This window comes from Variovorax sp. EL159 (assembly GCF_900100965.1).
Lineage (GTDB): Bacteria > Pseudomonadota > Gammaproteobacteria > Burkholderiales > Burkholderiaceae_C > Variovorax.
On the sequence record NZ_FMUJ01000008.1, the window covers coordinates 329,366 to 346,201 of the forward strand.

At 64.7% G+C, this 16,836-nt stretch carries 8 protein-coding genes; 4 read left to right on the top strand and 4 right to left on the bottom strand.

The genetic code is table 11. The features are described 5' to 3' along the window. Positions 1 to 132 precede the first annotated feature (132 nt). Positions 133 to 519, bottom strand: coding sequence for a helicase SNF2 (locus BLQ28_RS28975; protein WP_093246799.1), 387 nt, complete (start codon positions 517 to 519; stop codon positions 133 to 135). 113 nt (positions 520 to 632) lie between these two features. Next, on the bottom strand, positions 633 to 2,297 hold the full coding sequence (locus BLQ28_RS28980; protein ID WP_093246772.1) for an adenylate/guanylate cyclase domain-containing protein: 1,665 nt from the start codon (positions 2,295 to 2,297) through the stop codon (positions 633 to 635). A gap of 29 nt (positions 2,298 to 2,326) precedes the next feature. Between BLQ28_RS28980 and BLQ28_RS28985 the strand changes: the two genes are divergently transcribed. Then, positions 2,327 to 3,070 (top strand): Crp/Fnr family transcriptional regulator, encoded by a 744-nt coding sequence (locus BLQ28_RS28985; protein ID WP_176801254.1) that lies wholly within the window; start codon positions 2,327 to 2,329, stop codon positions 3,068 to 3,070. 15 nt (positions 3,071 to 3,085) lie between these two features. On the opposite strand, the gene BLQ28_RS28990 is transcribed toward BLQ28_RS28985, so the two are convergent. Further along, entirely contained in the window at positions 3,086 to 3,559 is a 474-nt protein-coding gene (locus tag BLQ28_RS28990; protein WP_093246774.1) for a DoxX family protein, read from the bottom strand. Between the two features lie 139 nt (positions 3,560 to 3,698). Then, positions 3,699 to 4,628, bottom strand: coding sequence for a LysR family transcriptional regulator (locus BLQ28_RS28995; RefSeq protein WP_093246775.1), 930 nt, complete (start codon positions 4,626 to 4,628; stop codon positions 3,699 to 3,701). A 391-nt stretch (positions 4,629 to 5,019) separates the two neighbouring features. Here BLQ28_RS28995 and BLQ28_RS29000 point away from each other — a divergent pair, with 391 nt between their 5' ends. The 3 genes from BLQ28_RS29000 to BLQ28_RS29005 all read left to right on the top strand — a co-directional run. Beyond that, on the top strand, positions 5,020 to 15,060 hold the full coding sequence (locus tag BLQ28_RS29000; protein WP_093246776.1) for a two-partner secretion domain-containing protein: 10,041 nt from the start codon (positions 5,020 to 5,022) through the stop codon (positions 15,058 to 15,060). Continuing rightward, positions 15,051 to 15,461: a hypothetical protein gene (locus tag BLQ28_RS32840; RefSeq protein ID WP_143012594.1), complete on the top strand. Its 411-nt coding sequence runs from the start codon at positions 15,051 to 15,053 to the stop codon at positions 15,459 to 15,461. Before BLQ28_RS29000 ends, BLQ28_RS32840 begins: the two co-directional genes overlap by 10 nt. A 417-nt stretch (positions 15,462 to 15,878) precedes the next feature. Further along, positions 15,879 to 16,836: ShlB/FhaC/HecB family hemolysin secretion/activation protein (locus BLQ28_RS29005; protein WP_143012595.1), on the top strand; the 958-nt coding region annotated here is incomplete at its 3' end.

Here is a 16,836-nt window from a genome sequence, read left to right on the forward strand (position 1 = left end):
CGCTGCTTCCCGGTGCCCGGCCGGCGGGCGAAGGCCACTGCCCGGCGCGCGCAAAAAAAAGCCGGCCCCGCTTTCACAAGGGCCGGCTTCGGTGTGCGGACCCGCCGAAGCGGGATGGGCGCCGCGAACCGATTACAGCGGCAGTGCGTCGCCACGGGCGGCAGCGCGGGCGGCGGCACGCACCGTGGCGCGGTCGATGGTGCTGGCCACCACGGGCGCGACGCCCGACGAAGCGGCTTCGGCGTAGGGGTTGTCGCTGTGCGCGGCGGCCACAGCTTCGGCGCGGACCGCGGCGCGGCTCGTGGACGAAACGAGGGTCGGGGCCGGGCCGGCGTTGGCGCCCTCTGCATAGGGGTTGTCGCTGCGTGCGGCCGCCACGGCCTGGGCGCGCACGTCGGCGCGGCTGGCCTGCGAGGTGATCGATTGCACGCCTTCGTAGGTTTCGGCGTGTGCGGCACCTGCTGCGCCCAGCATGGCGAATGCGGCTGCGGACAGGGCGATGAGTTGCTTGGTGTTCATGATGAAAGTCCCTTCGAATGACGGTGTGGTCGGCGGACATTCGTCGTTGCCACGCATGCAGTGTGAAACCGCAGCGCAATCGGCGATGTGCGTTTGCGCACCGCTTTCGTCGATTACGCGGGAAGGGTCGCAGGCTGCGGATACAGCACTTGCAGGGGCTCGGAACGTCCGCGCACGGTGAGTGTCTCGGCGTGGCCCATCGTGTCCGCCATGCCCGCCTGTTCGGCCGCGAACAGCGAGACCACAAGGCGCGACGCGGCCGTCTTCGAATGGTCCTGCAGGCGGCTCGCGGTGTTGACCACTTCGCCGATGGCGGTGAAGGTGGTGGTCTCCATGTAGCCCACTTCGCCCACTGCCGCGCGGCCTGCATGCAGGCCCATGCCGAAGTCCAGTCGCTGGCCGAACTGGGCCTCGAAGCCTTCGCTCCATGCGTCCATGCGCCGGGCGATGAGCGTGGTGGCGTGCAATGCCTGCTTGCATGCGGTGGGGAGGTCGGTTTCCAGTCCGAAGATCGCCATCACGCTATCGCCGATGAACTGGTTCGGCACGCCGCCACTCTCGCGCACGGCCGCGCCGACCGTGGCGAAGTAGCGGTCGAGCACATAGGCCAGGTCGAAGGGCCACTGCCGCTCAGAGAGGCCCGACCAGCGGCGCAGGTCGACGAACAGAATCGCCACGTCGCGCTCGCGCCCGAAGCTGCCGACCGGTGCGGGCCGGCCTTCGTTGGGCAGCGGCGCGAACAGCGGCGTGACCTCGATGTCGCCGCGCGGGCGCAGCTGGCAGGCCAGCCGCACGTCGTCCGGTGCGCGCACGCGTTCGAGCGTGCGCTGCTCGTCGCGGCCCGGCATGCCGATGTGATCCGCGGGGCCGACCACGCGCACGCGGCAGGTCGAGCAGCGCGCCCGTCCGCCGCAGATCGACACATGGTCGATGCCATGCGATCGGCTTGCTTCCAGCACGCTCCAGCCGAGCGGCACGTGCACCGTGCGGTCCGGGTAGCGCAGGGCCACCGAGGGTTGGCGCGACAGGCGCGCAAACCAGTTCCGGCCCCATCGGGCCGTCAGCAGGGTGAACAGCGCCAGCCCGTAGAACCACTTGATGCCGTCTTCCACCGCGCCGAGCGACTTGCCTTGCGCGGCTGTCGGCACGGTCACCTGCGGCACGCCGGTCCACTGGAACTCGCGGCCCATCGAAACGAAGCCCATCGCGGCCGTCACCGGCAGCAGCACGGCCACGGCCAGCAGCACATAAGAAAAGCGCCGGTAGGCCGGCTGTGCGCGCAGCGCGAAGTGCAGGCCCAGGCAGCCATGCGTCCAGGCCGCGAGCATCATCCCCAATTGCGCCGTGGCGCCCGGCCAGTCCCACAGGCCCCAGACGACGCGCACATACGAGCCGTCGATGCCGTAGGCCAGGTACGCGCCGCGCATGGCCGTCAGGTGCTTGGCCAGCAGCAGCGGCAACGCAAAGCCCAGCAGCACGCGCAGTGCCTCCAGCGGCGGCATGCGCAGGGTGCGGCGTTCCCACAGCGCGATCACGGCCAGGGCGAGGTGCGTGGCCGCGGCGCCGTACAGCAGCAGGGTGCCCGGCAGGCTGTGCCAGAACATCTGCACGCCCCGCAGCACGGTTTCGGCCGCGGCAAAGGAATAGATGCCGAGCGAATGGTTCAGCAGGTGGGCCGTCACATAGGCCATGAGCACCAGCCCGCTCGCCCAGCGCAGGTTGCGCCGTGTCGGCGCTCTCAGCGGAAAAGAAGGCGGAAGGGGGGAACGTCTGTCCATGAACGGGTTCGAAACGGCACCCGAGCATAATGCGCGCGCCCCTACCGACCGGCATGGCCCCACCTCCAGACTCTCCCCGCTCCAGCCTCGCGCTGCGCCAGATCGCGCTGCTCGAAGGCCTCTCCGACCAGCGCCTCGACCTGTTGGCCCGGCAATGCCTGTGGCACAGCGTGGAGGCCGGCAAGCCGCTGCTGCTGCGCGCCGAGCAGCAGGGCGAGGTGTTCCTGCTGGTCTCGGGCCGCGTGCGGGTGACGACCTATTCGGCCAACGGCCGGCAGGTCACCTTCCGCGATTCCGAAGCTGGCGAGCATTTCGGCGACATCGCTGCCATCGACGGCGGCCCGCGTTCCGCCGACGTGGTCACGCTTGAATCCAGCGTGGTCGCCAGCCTCGACCGGCCCGCCTTCATGGCGCTGCTGCGCGACGAACCGCTGGTGGCCGAGCGCGTGATGCAGCGCCTGGCATCGCTGGTGCGGCAGCTCTCCGAGCGCGTGATCGACCTCAGCACCCTGGGCGTGCAGAACCGGCTGCATGCCGAACTGCTGCGCTTGGCGCGCACCGCCGGCGGCGAAGGCAACCAGGCCCGGCTGGAGCCGGCGCCCAAGCATGCGGCGCTGGCCAGCCAGATCAGCACCAACCGCGAGCAGGTCACGCGCGAGCTGAATGTGCTGGTGCGCAGCGGCGTGCTGCGCAAGGACGGCAAGGCCCTGCTGGTGGCCGACGTCGGCCGCCTGGAGCGGATGGTCTCGCAGGTGCGGGGCGACGCCGGCTGAGCCGGAAGGCCGGGATCAGTTCCAGCGGCCGTTGCGCCCGCCGATGCTGAAGCGGCCAGCGCCCAGCAGCACCACCGTCAACGCGCCGAACAGGTACAGGCCCTGCAGTTCGAGCGCCCAGCCGCCTTGCTTGGTCAGCGCGAACAGGTCGGCCATGTGCACGAGGCCCAGGGCCACGATCATGTTGATGACCACCACGCCGGCGGCCGCGCGGGTGAACAGGCCCGCCATCATCAGCAGCGGGGCGATGATCTCGCCGACGAACACCAGGTAGGCCAGCCCGCTCGGAAGCCCCGCCTTGGCCAGCATGCCGCCGATGAAGCCCACGCCGGCCGACAGCTTGAAGACGCCGTGCAGCAGCACCAGGAAGCCGACGCTCACGCGAAGCAGCAGCTTGCCCGCGTCGTCGGTGTTGGCCGGGGAGAGGGTGGACAGCGGCGAGGCGATCGGCGCACGCGCGGTGTTGGCGGCTACGGCCTGGGTGTTCATGGCAGATCCTTGGAAACTTGATTGACAACACTGGGCCGCCGCGAAATGCAGCGGTTGCGGTTCCAGTGTGCGGAGCTGCCGAAATCCGGGATGTGCGTTTACGCACCTTTTTCAGCGAAAGGCCCGGTCGGCCTGTCGGTCAGTGCGTGCCGAAGTGGCCGGTCCACTTGCGCTCGTAGTCCATCTTCTGGAAATGCGCCGCCATGAAGTCGATGAAGCTGCGCACCTTGGCCGACAGGTGCTTGCGGCTCGGGTAGGCCAGGTTGATCGTCAGGTGCGGCAGGTCCCAGTCGTCCAGCGTGGGCACCAGCCGGCCGGCCACGATGTCTTCATAGACGATGTAGGTCGGCTGCACCAGGATGCCCATGCCGTCGAGCGCGGCGGCGCGCAGCACCTGGCCGTCGTTCGATTCGAGCAGGCCGCTGACCGACACCGTGTGGGTCTCGCCCTTGCGGCTGAAGCGCAGCTCGTTCGGGTTGTTGGCGTGGGTGTAGATCAGCAGCTTGTGTTGCTTCAGCTCGTCGAGCGTCTTCGGAAAGCCGTGCTGCGCGAAGTAGCGCGGCGAGGCCGCGAGAATGCGCCGCGTCTCGCCCAGCCGGCGGATCGTGACGTTTGAATCGGGCTCGAACTCGCGCGTGCGGATCGCCACGTCGATGTTGTTGTCGATCAGGTCGAAGTAGCGGTTGGCCGCCTCCACGTGCACCGTCACGCCCGGGTAGCGCTGCGTGTACTCGCGCAGCAGCGGCGCGATGTGGTGGATCGAGAACGACAGCGACGCCGTGATGCGCAGCGTGCCCGTGGGGTTGAGCGCGGTCGCGTTCACCGTCGATTCGGCATCGGACAGGTCGGCCAGGATGGTGCGCGCGCGGCCGCAGAACTCGCGGCCGGTGTCGGTCAGGTACAGGCGGCGCGTGTTGCGCTCGACCAGCCGCGCGCCCAGTCGGGCTTCGAGCGCGCTCAGGTGGCGGCTCGCGGCCGCGTTCGACAGCCCCAGCGCCTCGGCCGCACGGCTCAGGCTGCCGGCATCGGCGATCTGCACCAGCAGTGCGATTTCGGTCCAGCGGTCCATGGTGATGTCTCCGGGGCTTTTCTTCTGTCGTGCCGACGTTGGGGTGAACCGCCGCACCCCGACGTTCGCGGGCGCTTGATTTTATGGGGCGGGTCGTTGGCGATGCGTTTGCGCATGAGCCCGTCGAGAGTCGATGCCTCGATGACCCGATGCTCTTTCTCGGGCAGGGCAAGCTTCGATCGCGGGACTTGAGGCTGATCGAACTCCAGTACCAAAGCATTAATGAGGGAGTTAATAACTTTTGCCGCTGCCGCATATTTGTGACCTTGTGCGCAGGCTGACATCAGGCACCCCTTAATTCAGACGCCACGTTCCCTGACAATCTTGACCCCGACGCGTTTTGATACAGAACCGTCGCACGTAGTAAAAAAATTCTCAGGGAGTTCAGGGCATGAATCGCCATTTGCATCGCATCGTCTTCAATGCCGCCAGAGGCATGCGCATGGTGGTTCAGGAAACGGCCACGAGCACGGGCAAAGGGGCGAACAGGGCGACGACGACGGCGGTGGGTGGTGCGCTGCTGGCCGGCGCCGCGGCGCTGGCGCCCATGCTGGCGGGGGCGGTACTGGCCGGAATGCTGACGCCGACATCGGTGCATGCGCAGATCGTCGGAGCGCCCAACGTATCGCCCGGCCTGCGTCCCACCGTGCTGGTGGCGCCCAACGGTGTGCCGCTGATCAACATCGCGACGCCGAGCGCGGCGGGTGTCTCGCGCAACGTCTACAACCAGTTCAACGTCGCGCCCAACGGAGCGATCCTCAACAACAGCCGCGCGAACGTCCAGACGCAACTGGGCGGGTATGTGCAGGGCAATCCGTTCCTGGCCACGGGCCCGGCCCGGATCATCCTGAACGAGGTCAATGGCGGCTCGCCGAGCCAGCTTCGCGGCTACATCGAGGTGGGTGGGCAGCGCGCGGAAGTGATCATCGCGAATCCGGCCGGCATCAGCGTGGACGGCGGCGGCTTCATCAATGCCTCGCGCGCTACGCTGACCACAGGCACGCCGCAGTTCAATGCGATCGGGGGGCTCGACAGCTTCCTGGTGCGCGGCGGCACCGTCACCATCGACGGCGCGGGCCTCGATGCCCGCACGACCGATTACGCGGCCATCCTGGCGCGGGCCGTGCAGGCCAATGCCGGCATCTGGGCGAGTGAGCTCAAGGTGGTGACCGGTGCGAACCAGATCAGCGCCGACCACGGCCAGATCACGCCCACATCGGGCACCGGTGCCGCGCCGACCTTTGCGCTCGACGTCGCCGCGTTGGGCGGCATGTATGCGAACAAGATCAACTTGATCGGCACGGAGGCCGGCCTGGGCGTACGCAACGCCGGCAACATCGGCGCCGGTGTCGGTGGGCTTGTGGTCACGGCCGCCGGTCGTCTCGAGAACATCGGCACCCTGGAGGGCCAGCGCGTCGAGTTGACCACCCCCGGAGACATCGACAACCGCGGCGGCACGATTCGTCAGACCAGCACGGCCGGCCTGACCATCACCGCGCCGGTCTTGAGCAATACCCAAGGCGGCGTGATCGGTGCCGAACCTGCGAGCGCCGCGACAGGCAGCTCGGGCACTGGCGGCAGCAGTGGTGCGACGAACCCGGGAGGCACGACGCCAACCAGCGGTGGCGGCACGACGACGCCATCTGCCACGGACGGCAGCAGCGCCGGTACGGGCGGCACATTCACGCCCGCCACGTACACCCCACCCGCGCCCGGCGTCATCACCGCGGGGGGCACCCTCTCCAACGACGGTGGACGCATCTACGCAGGCGGCCCCATCACGCTGAACACGCCGCAGGTTAACAACGCAGGCGGCACGCTGTCGGTGGCAAGCATGGCCGTCTCGGGTCCGGGCTTCAGCAACGCGGGCGGGACCTTGAGCGCCAGCAACAGCTTCAGCGCCAATGTGGGCCAGTTGGACAACAGCGGCGGCAAGCTGAATGCAGGCAACCTGAACATCGTCACGAGTGGCGACCTGATCAATGTCGACGGCACGCTGACCAGCGGCACCGATGCGAACCTCACGGTCGGCGGCAAGGCCGACAACACGCGCGGCGTGATCTCGGCCACGGGTGCGCTGACCGCGAGCGTTGCGGGGGCGGTGAACAACACGTCGGGCACCCTGATCGCCAACAACAATGTCGCGCTCACGGCCGCATCGCTGGACAACAGCAAGGGCAGCATCCAGTCGGCACAGGCCGGCGTGCAGGTTGCGACGAGCGGCCCGTTGATCAATGGCAGCGGTGGCAGCATCGGTGCGGCCACGGACCTGAATGTCCAGGCCGGCTCGCTGAGCAACAGCGGCACCATTCGCGGCACCAACGATACGACGCTCAACGTCTCCGGTGCGCTCGCCAACAGCAGCAGCATCACCGCCGGCCGAAACACGACGGTCACGACAGGCAGCCTGCAAGGCAGCAGCACCGGCGTGCTCGGTGCTGGCGTGCAGGGCGACGGCAAGCTCGGTGGCGTGGGCGATCTGCGCGTCACGGCTTCCGGCGCGCTGACTGCCAACGGGGCGAACCTCGCAGCCGGCAACGCCACGTTGCAAGGCGCGAGCGTCGATCTTTCGGCCGGCCAGACCAGCGCAGCCAACATCGCGATCACCGCGACCCAGGGCAACGTGGTCACCGGCAGCAAGGCCACGGTCGTGACACCCGGCACATTGAGCGTCACGGCCAACGCCCAGCCCGGCCAGACTTTGGTGAACGACGCCGGTCAGCTCAATGCCGGGCAACTGAAGCTGAGCGCTTCGAACATCGCCAACACGAATGGCGGCGAGATCGTGCAGACCGGCACTGGTGCGACCACCATTGCCACTTCTGGCACCTTGAACAACGACGGCGGACGCATTGCCAGCAATGGGCAAGACCTGGCGCTTCAGGCGAATGCGATCACGAATTCGGCGGGCAAGGTTGAGCATGCTGGGGCGGGCACGTTGAGCATTGCGGGTGGTAGCTACAGCGGTGCTAACGGCCGGATCATCGGCAATGGTGTACTCAACGTTGCGATGTCAGGCGGCTTCGTCCAGGATGGTGGCGTCATCGACGTCGAGCAGATCACCATCGCCGCCGCGTCCTTGAGCAACAACGGCGGCCAGATTCTTCAGACTGGCACCAATGCCACCGCCCTCACTGTCGCGGGGGCACTTGAGAACAACGGCGGTGGGATCGTCAGCAACGGCGCCATCACCGTCGCCGCAGGCAGCCTGGCGAACCAGAACGGCGTACTGCGCACGGCCAACAAGGCAGACTTGTCGGTGACTGCAACGGCGGCTTTGGACAACGGCGCCAAGGGCGTGATCACCGCTGGCGGCAATGGAGTCGTGAAGGCCGGGGCCCTCACCAACGATGCAGGAAGCATTACGGCCGTCGGAGACCTTGCGGTGACCGTCGCCGGCGCCGCCACCAACGCGAGGGGCTCCATCGCCGCCAATGGCAGTAGCACGCTCACGGCGGAAAGTCTGGACAACACCCAAGGCACGATTGCCTCGGTGAAGGCGAACCTTGCCATCACGACCTTCGGCACGAGCGTCAATGCCAAGGGCTTGATGACGGCGGGCGGCAATACCACGCTGATCAATGGCGGCCTGACAAACACTGGCGGCACCGTCTCGGGCACGGCCCTGTCGGTGAACACCAACGGCCAGCAGCTCGTGAACAACACCGGCGTGCTGGCTGCAACGACCACCGCCAACCTGCAAGCCGGCGCATTGTCCAATGACGCAGGCCTGATTCAGAGCGGTGGTGCGATGACCATCGACACCCACGGCCAGGCACTCATCAACTCGAACGCGGCCGGCTTCGCGACGGGCTTGGGCGGCATCACCAGTGCGGACACACTGACGCTCACCGCAGGCGCGGTGAACAATGGGAGCGGCTACATCGGCGCCAAGAACGCGCTGAATGCGAGCACGCAGGCATTCACGAACACGGGCAATGGCGTCGTTCTCGGCCAATCCACGGTCACCCTCAATGCCAACGGCGCCAACTATGACAACAGCGGCGGTGGCCAAACCCAGGCCGTGGGCGATCTCACCATCGCGACGGGCGGCGGCACCGTCGACAACACCGGCGCCCTGATCCGTTCGCTTGGCACGACCACCCTGAACGCCGCCTCGGTCACTAACGCAAACACCCAAGCCCAGGATCAAGGCATCGAGGGCAAGAATGTCGGCCTCAATGTCGGCGGCCTGAACAACAGCAAGGGCTCCATTCGAGGTGACCAGGATGTCACCATCACGAGCGGCGGCACGGCGGACAACACCAACGGATTTGTCTCGGCCATGGGTACGCTGCGCATTGTTGATCCCAATGCAGCAAGTCCAGCGACAGCCCCCAGGACGCTCAATCTCCTGAACACTGGCGGCACGCTGGTCGCCAACAAGGGCGTCGAACTGCGGCTGGACCAGGGCACCCTGGGCGGCAAGATTCAGTCGGGCGCCGACCTCACCATCAACGCCAGCAAGAACATCACTGTCGCTCAGGACGGCGCCCTGGCGGCCATCGGCAACCTGACCCTGACCAGTAGCGGAAACATCTCCAACGCCGGCAAGATCACCTCTGGTAAGTCGACCTGGGTGGAGGCCAACAACCTGGACATCGCCGCCACCGGGCAGATCACCTCGCTGGGCACCACCACCGCGATTGCTCACGACACACTGACCAACCGCGGCCTCATCGACGGAACCACAACGCTCGTGATGGGCAGCAACACCGTCACCAACATCGGAACTGGCCGCATCTACGGCGACCAGTTGTCGATCCAGGCCGGCACCCTCAACAACATCGCCGAGACGGCCGACGGTACTACCACTGCGGCCACCATCGCAGCTCGCAAGCGTCTGGATCTGGGCGTCGGCACGCTGAACAACAGCGATGGTGCCCTGATCTTGAGCCTGGGCGATGTGAACATCGCCGGCACCTTGGACGCAAACAGCCAAGCCAGCGGCCGGGCAAGCGCCATCAACAACCACGCCGCGACCATCCAGGCTCAGGGCCAGGTGAACATCAACACGAACACCTTGGCCAACACCAACGGTGGCGTGACCTACACAATGGTGGACAGCGGCACCAGCACGCACGTCGTGCAGTTCGCACTGCAGACTTCCCCGCTGCAACGCTATGACGCGGCAGATGTGTTCCTGGGCGTCGTCGACAACCCCTGTGCCGGGCTTGCGTTCTGCAACCAGAAAAACTCCTATGGACAGAACCCCGAGGTATGGCCGTCCTGGAAGGCTGTCTCGGGCAGTGAGTTGGGTTCGACCCCGTACCGCAACATCATCATCCCGAAATTGACGGGGTATCCCATCGACAAGTTCGGTGCCTACTACCTGAACCCACCCCGTCACAGTGCAGAGCGCGGCGGCGATCCGGGGTACTTTTACCCTGCCACCGATCCCATCTGGGCGGCGTTCGGTGTCGCGCCGCCGTCCGTCGAACTGCCTGCCTATCTGCATGGGCTCACACAGGACCAGGTCACGGTGGGCAACATGGAAAGCCACTTCCTGGCGGACGGGACCGTCAAGTTCGATCATCCGCTTACCCAGGCTGAATACGACGCCTTGCCCGGCTTCAATGCGGCGCACGAGGCCCTGGATGCCCAGACCTCGAAATTCATGGCCGCCATTGTCGGCAAGCCGCCGTCCATGAATATCCAGTACTCGCCCGGCCCCGGGGGGCTGACCAACGCCTACACCTACTGGGACTACACCGAGACCGGCAGCACTCCCGTGCTGCAAAGCTCCGCGCCGGGCAAGATCCTCTCGGGCGGCGCGATGAACCTCAATGTCGCCAGTGGCTTGAACGACATGAGCCAGATCGTGGCCGGTGGTGCGCTTAATGTGCACGGTGGCAACATCGTCAACCAAGGCTTGACCGCCGACGCTCAGTTGAAGCAGATCGGCACCACCGGCACGATGGTCGGCGCGGGTGACAACGCCCGGCCGGTGATCACGCCGTACAACCAGACCATCAACACCACAGTGGTGCTGGCCACAGGCGTGCAGCAGGGCAACACGGCGGTGGGCGCCAATGGCACGTCCATCGGGGGCCTGAACGCCGGTGGTAATTCCGGTGTCGTGGCTCAAGGCAGCGGTGCTCTCAACGCCAACACGCGCGTCTCGCCCATCGTGCAAGTGCCCCTGGCCGTGACAGGCTCGGGGAATGCCACGGGCACCCAAGCCAATGCCGCTGGCGCCGCCAATGGCGCCAGCGGCACAGGTACTGCCAGTGGAGCCACCCCCACCGTGGTGCGCACCACCACACCGAACCTCGGCGTGCCCAGCGCGAGCTTGTTTCGCACGCAACCCGATGCGGGCAGCCGCTACCTGATCGCCACCGATCCAGCCTTTGCGCAATACCGCTCCTGGCTCAGCAGCGACTACCTGTTGAACAACCTGGGGCAAGACCCGAACAACACGCTCAAGCGCCTGGGCGATGGCTTTTATGAGCAGCAACTGATCGACCAGCAGGTTGCCAAGCTCACTGGCTCGCGTTACCTCGATGGCTTCGGGGACGACCAGACCCAATACACGGCGCTGATGAACTCGGGCGCGACCTTCGCCCAGAAGTACAACCTGACGGTCGGCGTTGCCCTGACGGACGCGCAGATGGCGCAGTTGACCAGCGACATCGTCTGGCTGGTGAAGCAGACTGTCACGCTGCCTGACGGCAGCACGCAGCAAGTGCTCGTGCCCCAGGTCTACGTGCGTGCGCGCCCCGGCGACATCGATGGCTCGGGTGCCCTGCTCGCGGGCAAGAGCATCGACCTGAACATCAGCGGCGACCTGCTCAACATCAGCGGCACCATCGCCGGTCGCCAGGCCGTGAGCCTGAGCGCCGACAACATCGCCAATCTGGGCGGGCGCATCACCGGCGACAGCGTAAGCGCCAAGGCCAACACCGATCTGATGAACATCGGCGGCATGATCGATGGGCAAAGTGCCGTCGATCTGCAGGCCAAGCGCGACATCACCATTGCCAGCACCACCCGCACCAGCACCAACGCTGAAAGCGGCCGCAGCGACACCGTGCTCGACCGCGTGGCCGGCGTCTACGTTGGCAACGCAGGCCAGCCCGGCGCAAAGCTGTCGATCGATGCGGGGCGCGACCTTGTGCTTGCGGGCGCCATCGTCTCCAACCAAGGAACAAGCACGGGGGGCGAGAAAGCCGGTACCACCTTGCAGGCCGGTCGCGACATCTTGCTGGGCACCGTGACCACTGCCAGCAGTGAGAGCGTGCAGGTCGCCGGCTACAGCCGCAACGAGTCTCGCCAACAGCAGGTGGGTACGCAGATCACGGCCGTGGGCGACATCGGATTGCAGGCCGGGCGCGACCTGAGCGCGCAAGCCGTGCATATCTCCAGCAGCCAGGGCAACGTTGTTCTGGAGGCCAAGCGCGATCTCACCATCGTCTCGGGCAGCCAGCAGACCGCGTTCGACAACCAGTTGGGTGACGACAAGAGCCAGTACTACATCAAGAACCAGATCCAGATGGGCAATGCCCAGTCCAGTGTGGTGATGGGGGCAGGCGACGTCACGCTGCGCTCGGGCCGCGACTTGACCGTCGAGGGCGGTGTGCTTGCGGCCGGAGCAGACGCGAAGACACAGCAGGCCATCAACGACGCGACCCAGCCTGTGGACACCCGACGCAGCGGGACCGGCAGCGTCGTGGCCATGGGCGATGGAGGTACGCCGCGCCTGAACCACGACAACTCGAACATCGCCGGGCCTTCCATGCCGACGCGCGGCACGCTCACGCTGGATGCGGGCGGCGACATCAACCTGCTGGCCAGCCAAAACGAGCTGTCGGTCAACAACAAGAACGAGGACGGCAGCAGCCGCAATGCCAAGCGGGATGCGAGCGCGACCGTGTCGAACGGTACGCAGCTCAGCGGCGGCACCGTCAACATCCAGGCCAAGGGAGACATCAACAGCCAGGCGACCGAGGTCAATGCGAACACGCTGAACGTGACCACGCCGGGGCAGTTGAACCTGCTCACCGCCAAGGACAACGTGAGCGTGAGCCAGAGCGGCATCGACAACGATGCGTGGTTCGTGACGGGTGGGGACTCGGGGCAGAAGAATGACGTCACGCGCTACAACCAGTTCAATGCGAAGAACGTCAACCTGAGCGCTGGCAGCATCAATGCGCAGCTCGGCGGCCTCGATACCCCCGGTGCATTGGCGCAGCAGCCTGGCATGGCCTGGATCGGCCAGTTGCAGAACGATCCGAGCCTTGCAAGCAAGGTCGACTGGCAGCGCGTGAAAGAGGTTCACGAGCAGTGGGACAACACCTATGTGACGCTGGGACCGGCCTCCAAGGTGATCGTGGCCCTGGTCGTAACGGTCGCCACTGGTGGGACCGGGTTGACGGCGACCTCGGGGACCACTGGTACAGCCGTGGCCGGGACAGGCGCGGCCACCAGCAGTCTGGGGCAGGTTCTGGCGAATTCGCTGGGCATCTCTTCCATGGGCACTGTGATGGAGGCCGGTCTGGTGTCCATGATCAGCACGGCCAGTGTGTCCTTGGTGGAAAACGACGGCAACATCGGCAAGGTGCTCAAGGAGCTGGGATCGAGTGCATCGATCAAAAGTATCCTGTCAGGCATGCTGACAGCCGGCGCTATTCAAGGTGTCGGCACCCTCCTGCCTGAAGGCGTGGCTAACGCGAGCATTGCGGCAGGGTCATCTCCTACTCAGTTGTTGGGCCGCTATGTGAGCCAGGCCGTGGCTGGCGCAGTGGTGAATAACGCCGTCTATGGTGGGAGCCTGGGGGACAGCCTGGAGGCGGCGATCAAGACCGGCTTCATTAACACAGGGGCCGCCCTTGCAGCCGGCCAGATCGGGGCGTTGATGCCATCGTTGAGCGACAGTCCGACGCTCAATGCATTTGCAGCGAATGTTGCTCATGCGATTGCGGGTTGTGTCGCGGGCGCGGCCAGAGCGGGTGTTTCTGGCGGCAGCGGCAGCGACGGATGCAGTGCAGGGGCCCTGGGAGCGGTGGTTGGGCACCTCGTGGCGGGTGCGTTCAATCCGAACAACGATCAAAGCCTGGCGACGCAGACCATTGCCATCGCGAATCTGATGGGTGGAATCGCGGGAGCTGTGGTCGGTAACCCCGATGGCAGCGGCGCCAGCATCGGCGCCCAGGCGGGCGGAAACGCGGCCGAGAACAACTACCTGAGTCATCCGCAGGAAGATGCCTTCAAGAAGGCGCTGGCGGCTTGTGCACCAGGGGACACGACCTGTGTTCGGGCGGAGACCGCGAAATGGCAGGTGGTGGACCGCCAGCAAACGGCCGATGCGGAGAACTGCATCACCGGGAGAGTGTGTGCGACGGTCGCCAGGGAGGCGTGGACCGGTACCGGCTTCACGCAGAAGCAGACCGCCGATCTGTGTCAGGGAGAGCCCACCTGCATCACGTTCACACAGTCGCTTGCGCGGACGGACTCCAACGACGCGTTCACGGCGGGTGGGCGTGCGGCGTCTGTGCCCAGAGAAAAGGTGCTCCAGGATTTGGCTGCACGGGGCATGTCGCCGGAGTACGCGAAGATGTGGAGCGAAGTCCAGCCTGCGGATATTGCAGGTGCTGGCCTGCATCTGGCTGGTGCAGTGACTGGCTCGGGCGGTGGCAGCGGTCGGACGACTGCTCGTCCGACCGGGAGCGCAGGTTCAACCGGTGACGACCTTCCGCCGGGATTCAGTCGCGGCTCTGGGGGCAAGGGGCCAGTCATTGGTGATATCGACCCTGTCACGGGCGAGGTCGTGCCGAACGGTAGTGCTGGTTCGCTCGGGAGTGGCGCGACAGCCCCGCGTCTCCCGACACTGGGCCCAATCAAAACTCCAGGCGAAACGGAAAATTTTCCAACTATATTGCTGCCAGATCCGCCGATTGGAAGTGGCCCACGCCCACCAAATGGGTCAGGTATCGGCTTTGATGGCTATACGCCGCCAACAAGTTCAACGCCCAATGCCGTAGGTACGGTGCGTGCCGGCAACTCGTCCTTGGATATTCACTTAATAGATGAGGGCACAAATGCATACTCAGGGTCGGGGAAAAATCTCTATGGAACGCATGATCAAAGTGCGTTTAACATTGCACTGAATGTAAACGGGGGCATCGTCGTAAGTTCAACAAAAGTTGCAGGAACTGACGGAATATATGAAGTGCAATACCAATTGCCTGGCAAAAATGTTGCTACAAAAACAGTTTTTGATCCAGCGGTCTACTCTCCTGCTGATATGGCGAAAATGGCGCAATCTGCCAGCCAATCGGCGATTAATCAATATGTGACATCGGGTGCTGCTGGACAGGCTACCATTATTGTTCGCGTCGGAGGACTTCAATGGAGGGTGGGCGTTGGCCCCGGTTCCAGTGGAGTTCCAGATGTCAAAACCGCCTATCCAATAGGAGCCGCATCTTGGCCTTAAAAAATTTCAAATTTGCACAAACTAATGAAAAACTGGGTGCGTTGTTGAACTATGCATTGACGGGAATAGTTCAAAGCAATCTTGATAGATTAGATATGCCGGGGATGACATCAAGTCTTGATCTCCTGTACAAGCATCGAGGATTGGGGTATGAAGATGAGGTGGAGTTTTATTTTTTGCCCCATGCAAGTGGCATTGAAGGCGCACCTATTGATTTTGTGGTTATTAGTGACCTGCTTTTTAATCCCGGTGAGGCGGGGCTTTATGCGTATGGTGAATTTGCGCAAAATCTATACCTGGAACTTTTGAAGCAAAGCGAAGGCGATTCAATGCTGAGGGATAAAGCCTTGCGGTTAATTGAGAAATTTAACTTGCAAAAATTCGCAAATACTTGCGAATGATTTTGCTTTGTACGATCTTTTCAATCACGCCAAATAAGAGGCATTTACATCAACGAGGGCAGCACATATTTTCAGATTCTTTGCTGGACTGCGTGCCGTGCATTGAGGTAGCCGCGTACCCGTCGTATTCATCCCGTGATGATTCGAGCGTAGAGACGCTGAGCAGCGTTTCGGCGGATGCATCGTCGCTACTGGTTGAGCTTTAGTGGGTTGTGCGGCTATTCGCAGTAGGTTGTGCCGGGTTACGTGGTTGAGATAGGTGCCTTAGTGGCAGGATCGTCACCCTATTCGGACGGGAGACTGGGTCGGCATAGGAGGCTGCGAGCGCAGTTCGTTGACGGTGCAAGTTTTGACCGACGTCGTCGAAAAAAATAAAGAAGGGGGTCTGATTTGAAGCTCAACTTGCTGGCTGCTGTCATGGCAGTCGGCCCGCTACTGGCCGTGGCCCAGCAATCACCTACCACGCCGCAGCCCTTCGTCGAGCAGCAACGCCAGCAAGAGCGCGAACGCGCGTTGCGCGAGCAGAACGAGCGCACCGTCGACCAGCGTCCGCAGGCAGCGCCACCAGCGCCAAACCAGCGTATCCCTGAGGCCGAGTCGCCGTGTTTTCGTATCGACCGAGTGCTGCTGGTCGGTGAGAAATCCGAGTCCTTCCAATGGGCCGTCGCCGATCTCTCCGGCCCCGATGGGCACGATTCCCCCATCGGTCGCTGCCTCGGCACCGCCGGCGTCAACGTAGTCCTCGCCCGTGCCCAGCAAGCCGCCATCGCTCGCGGTTACGTCACGACCCGCGTTCTCGCTGCGCCGCAGGATCTGTCGACCGGCACCTTGACGCTGTCCCTCGTGCCAGGCCGCATCGCAGCCATCCGCACGACCGCAGACTCCTCATCGACCTTGCTCGGCAGCTCAGCCTTGCTTGCCACCGCCATCCCCGCCCGCCCCGGTGACCTGCTGAACCTGCGCGACATCGAACAGGGCCTGGAAAACCTCAAGCGTTCCCCCACCGCCGAAGCCGACATCCAGATCGAACCCTCGACAGCCGCAGACGCCAAGCCCGGCGACAGCGACCTTGTCGTCAAGTACGTCCAATCCAAGAAGTGGCGCGTCAACCTGAGCCTGGACGACAGCGGCACCAAGGCCACGGGCCGCTACCAATCCGGCGCCACCGTCTCGCTGGACAACCCCTTCGGCCTGAACGACCTGCTCTACGTCAGCGCCAACCACAGCATCAACGGTCACCTGTTCGGCGATCCGGGCAAGGGCACCGAAGGCCAGACCATTCACTACTCGCTGCCTTACGGCTACTGGCTCCTGGGCTTCACCGCCTCCAACAGCCAGTACCGCCAGAGCGTGGCCGGCTTGAACCAGGACTACG

What these genes read in the sequence shown, in the direction of transcription:
- BLQ28_RS28975 (WP_093246799.1), bottom strand. Translation starts at nt 519, where the DNA reads ATGAACACCAAGCAACTCATCGCCCTGTCCGCAGCCGCATTCGCCATG.
- BLQ28_RS28980 (WP_093246772.1), bottom strand. Translation starts at nt 2,297, where the DNA reads ATGGACAGACGTTCCCCCCTTCCGCCTTCTTTTCCGCTGAGAGCGCCG.
- BLQ28_RS28985 (WP_176801254.1), top strand. Translation starts at nt 2,327, where the DNA reads ATGCGCGCGCCCCTACCGACCGGCATGGCCCCACCTCCAGACTCTCCC.
- BLQ28_RS28990 (WP_093246774.1), bottom strand. Translation starts at nt 3,559, where the DNA reads ATGAACACCCAGGCCGTAGCCGCCAACACCGCGCGTGCGCCGATCGCC.
- BLQ28_RS28995 (WP_093246775.1), bottom strand. Translation starts at nt 4,628, where the DNA reads ATGGACCGCTGGACCGAAATCGCACTGCTGGTGCAGATCGCCGATGCC.
- BLQ28_RS29000 (WP_093246776.1), top strand. Translation starts at nt 5,020, where the DNA reads ATGAATCGCCATTTGCATCGCATCGTCTTCAATGCCGCCAGAGGCATG.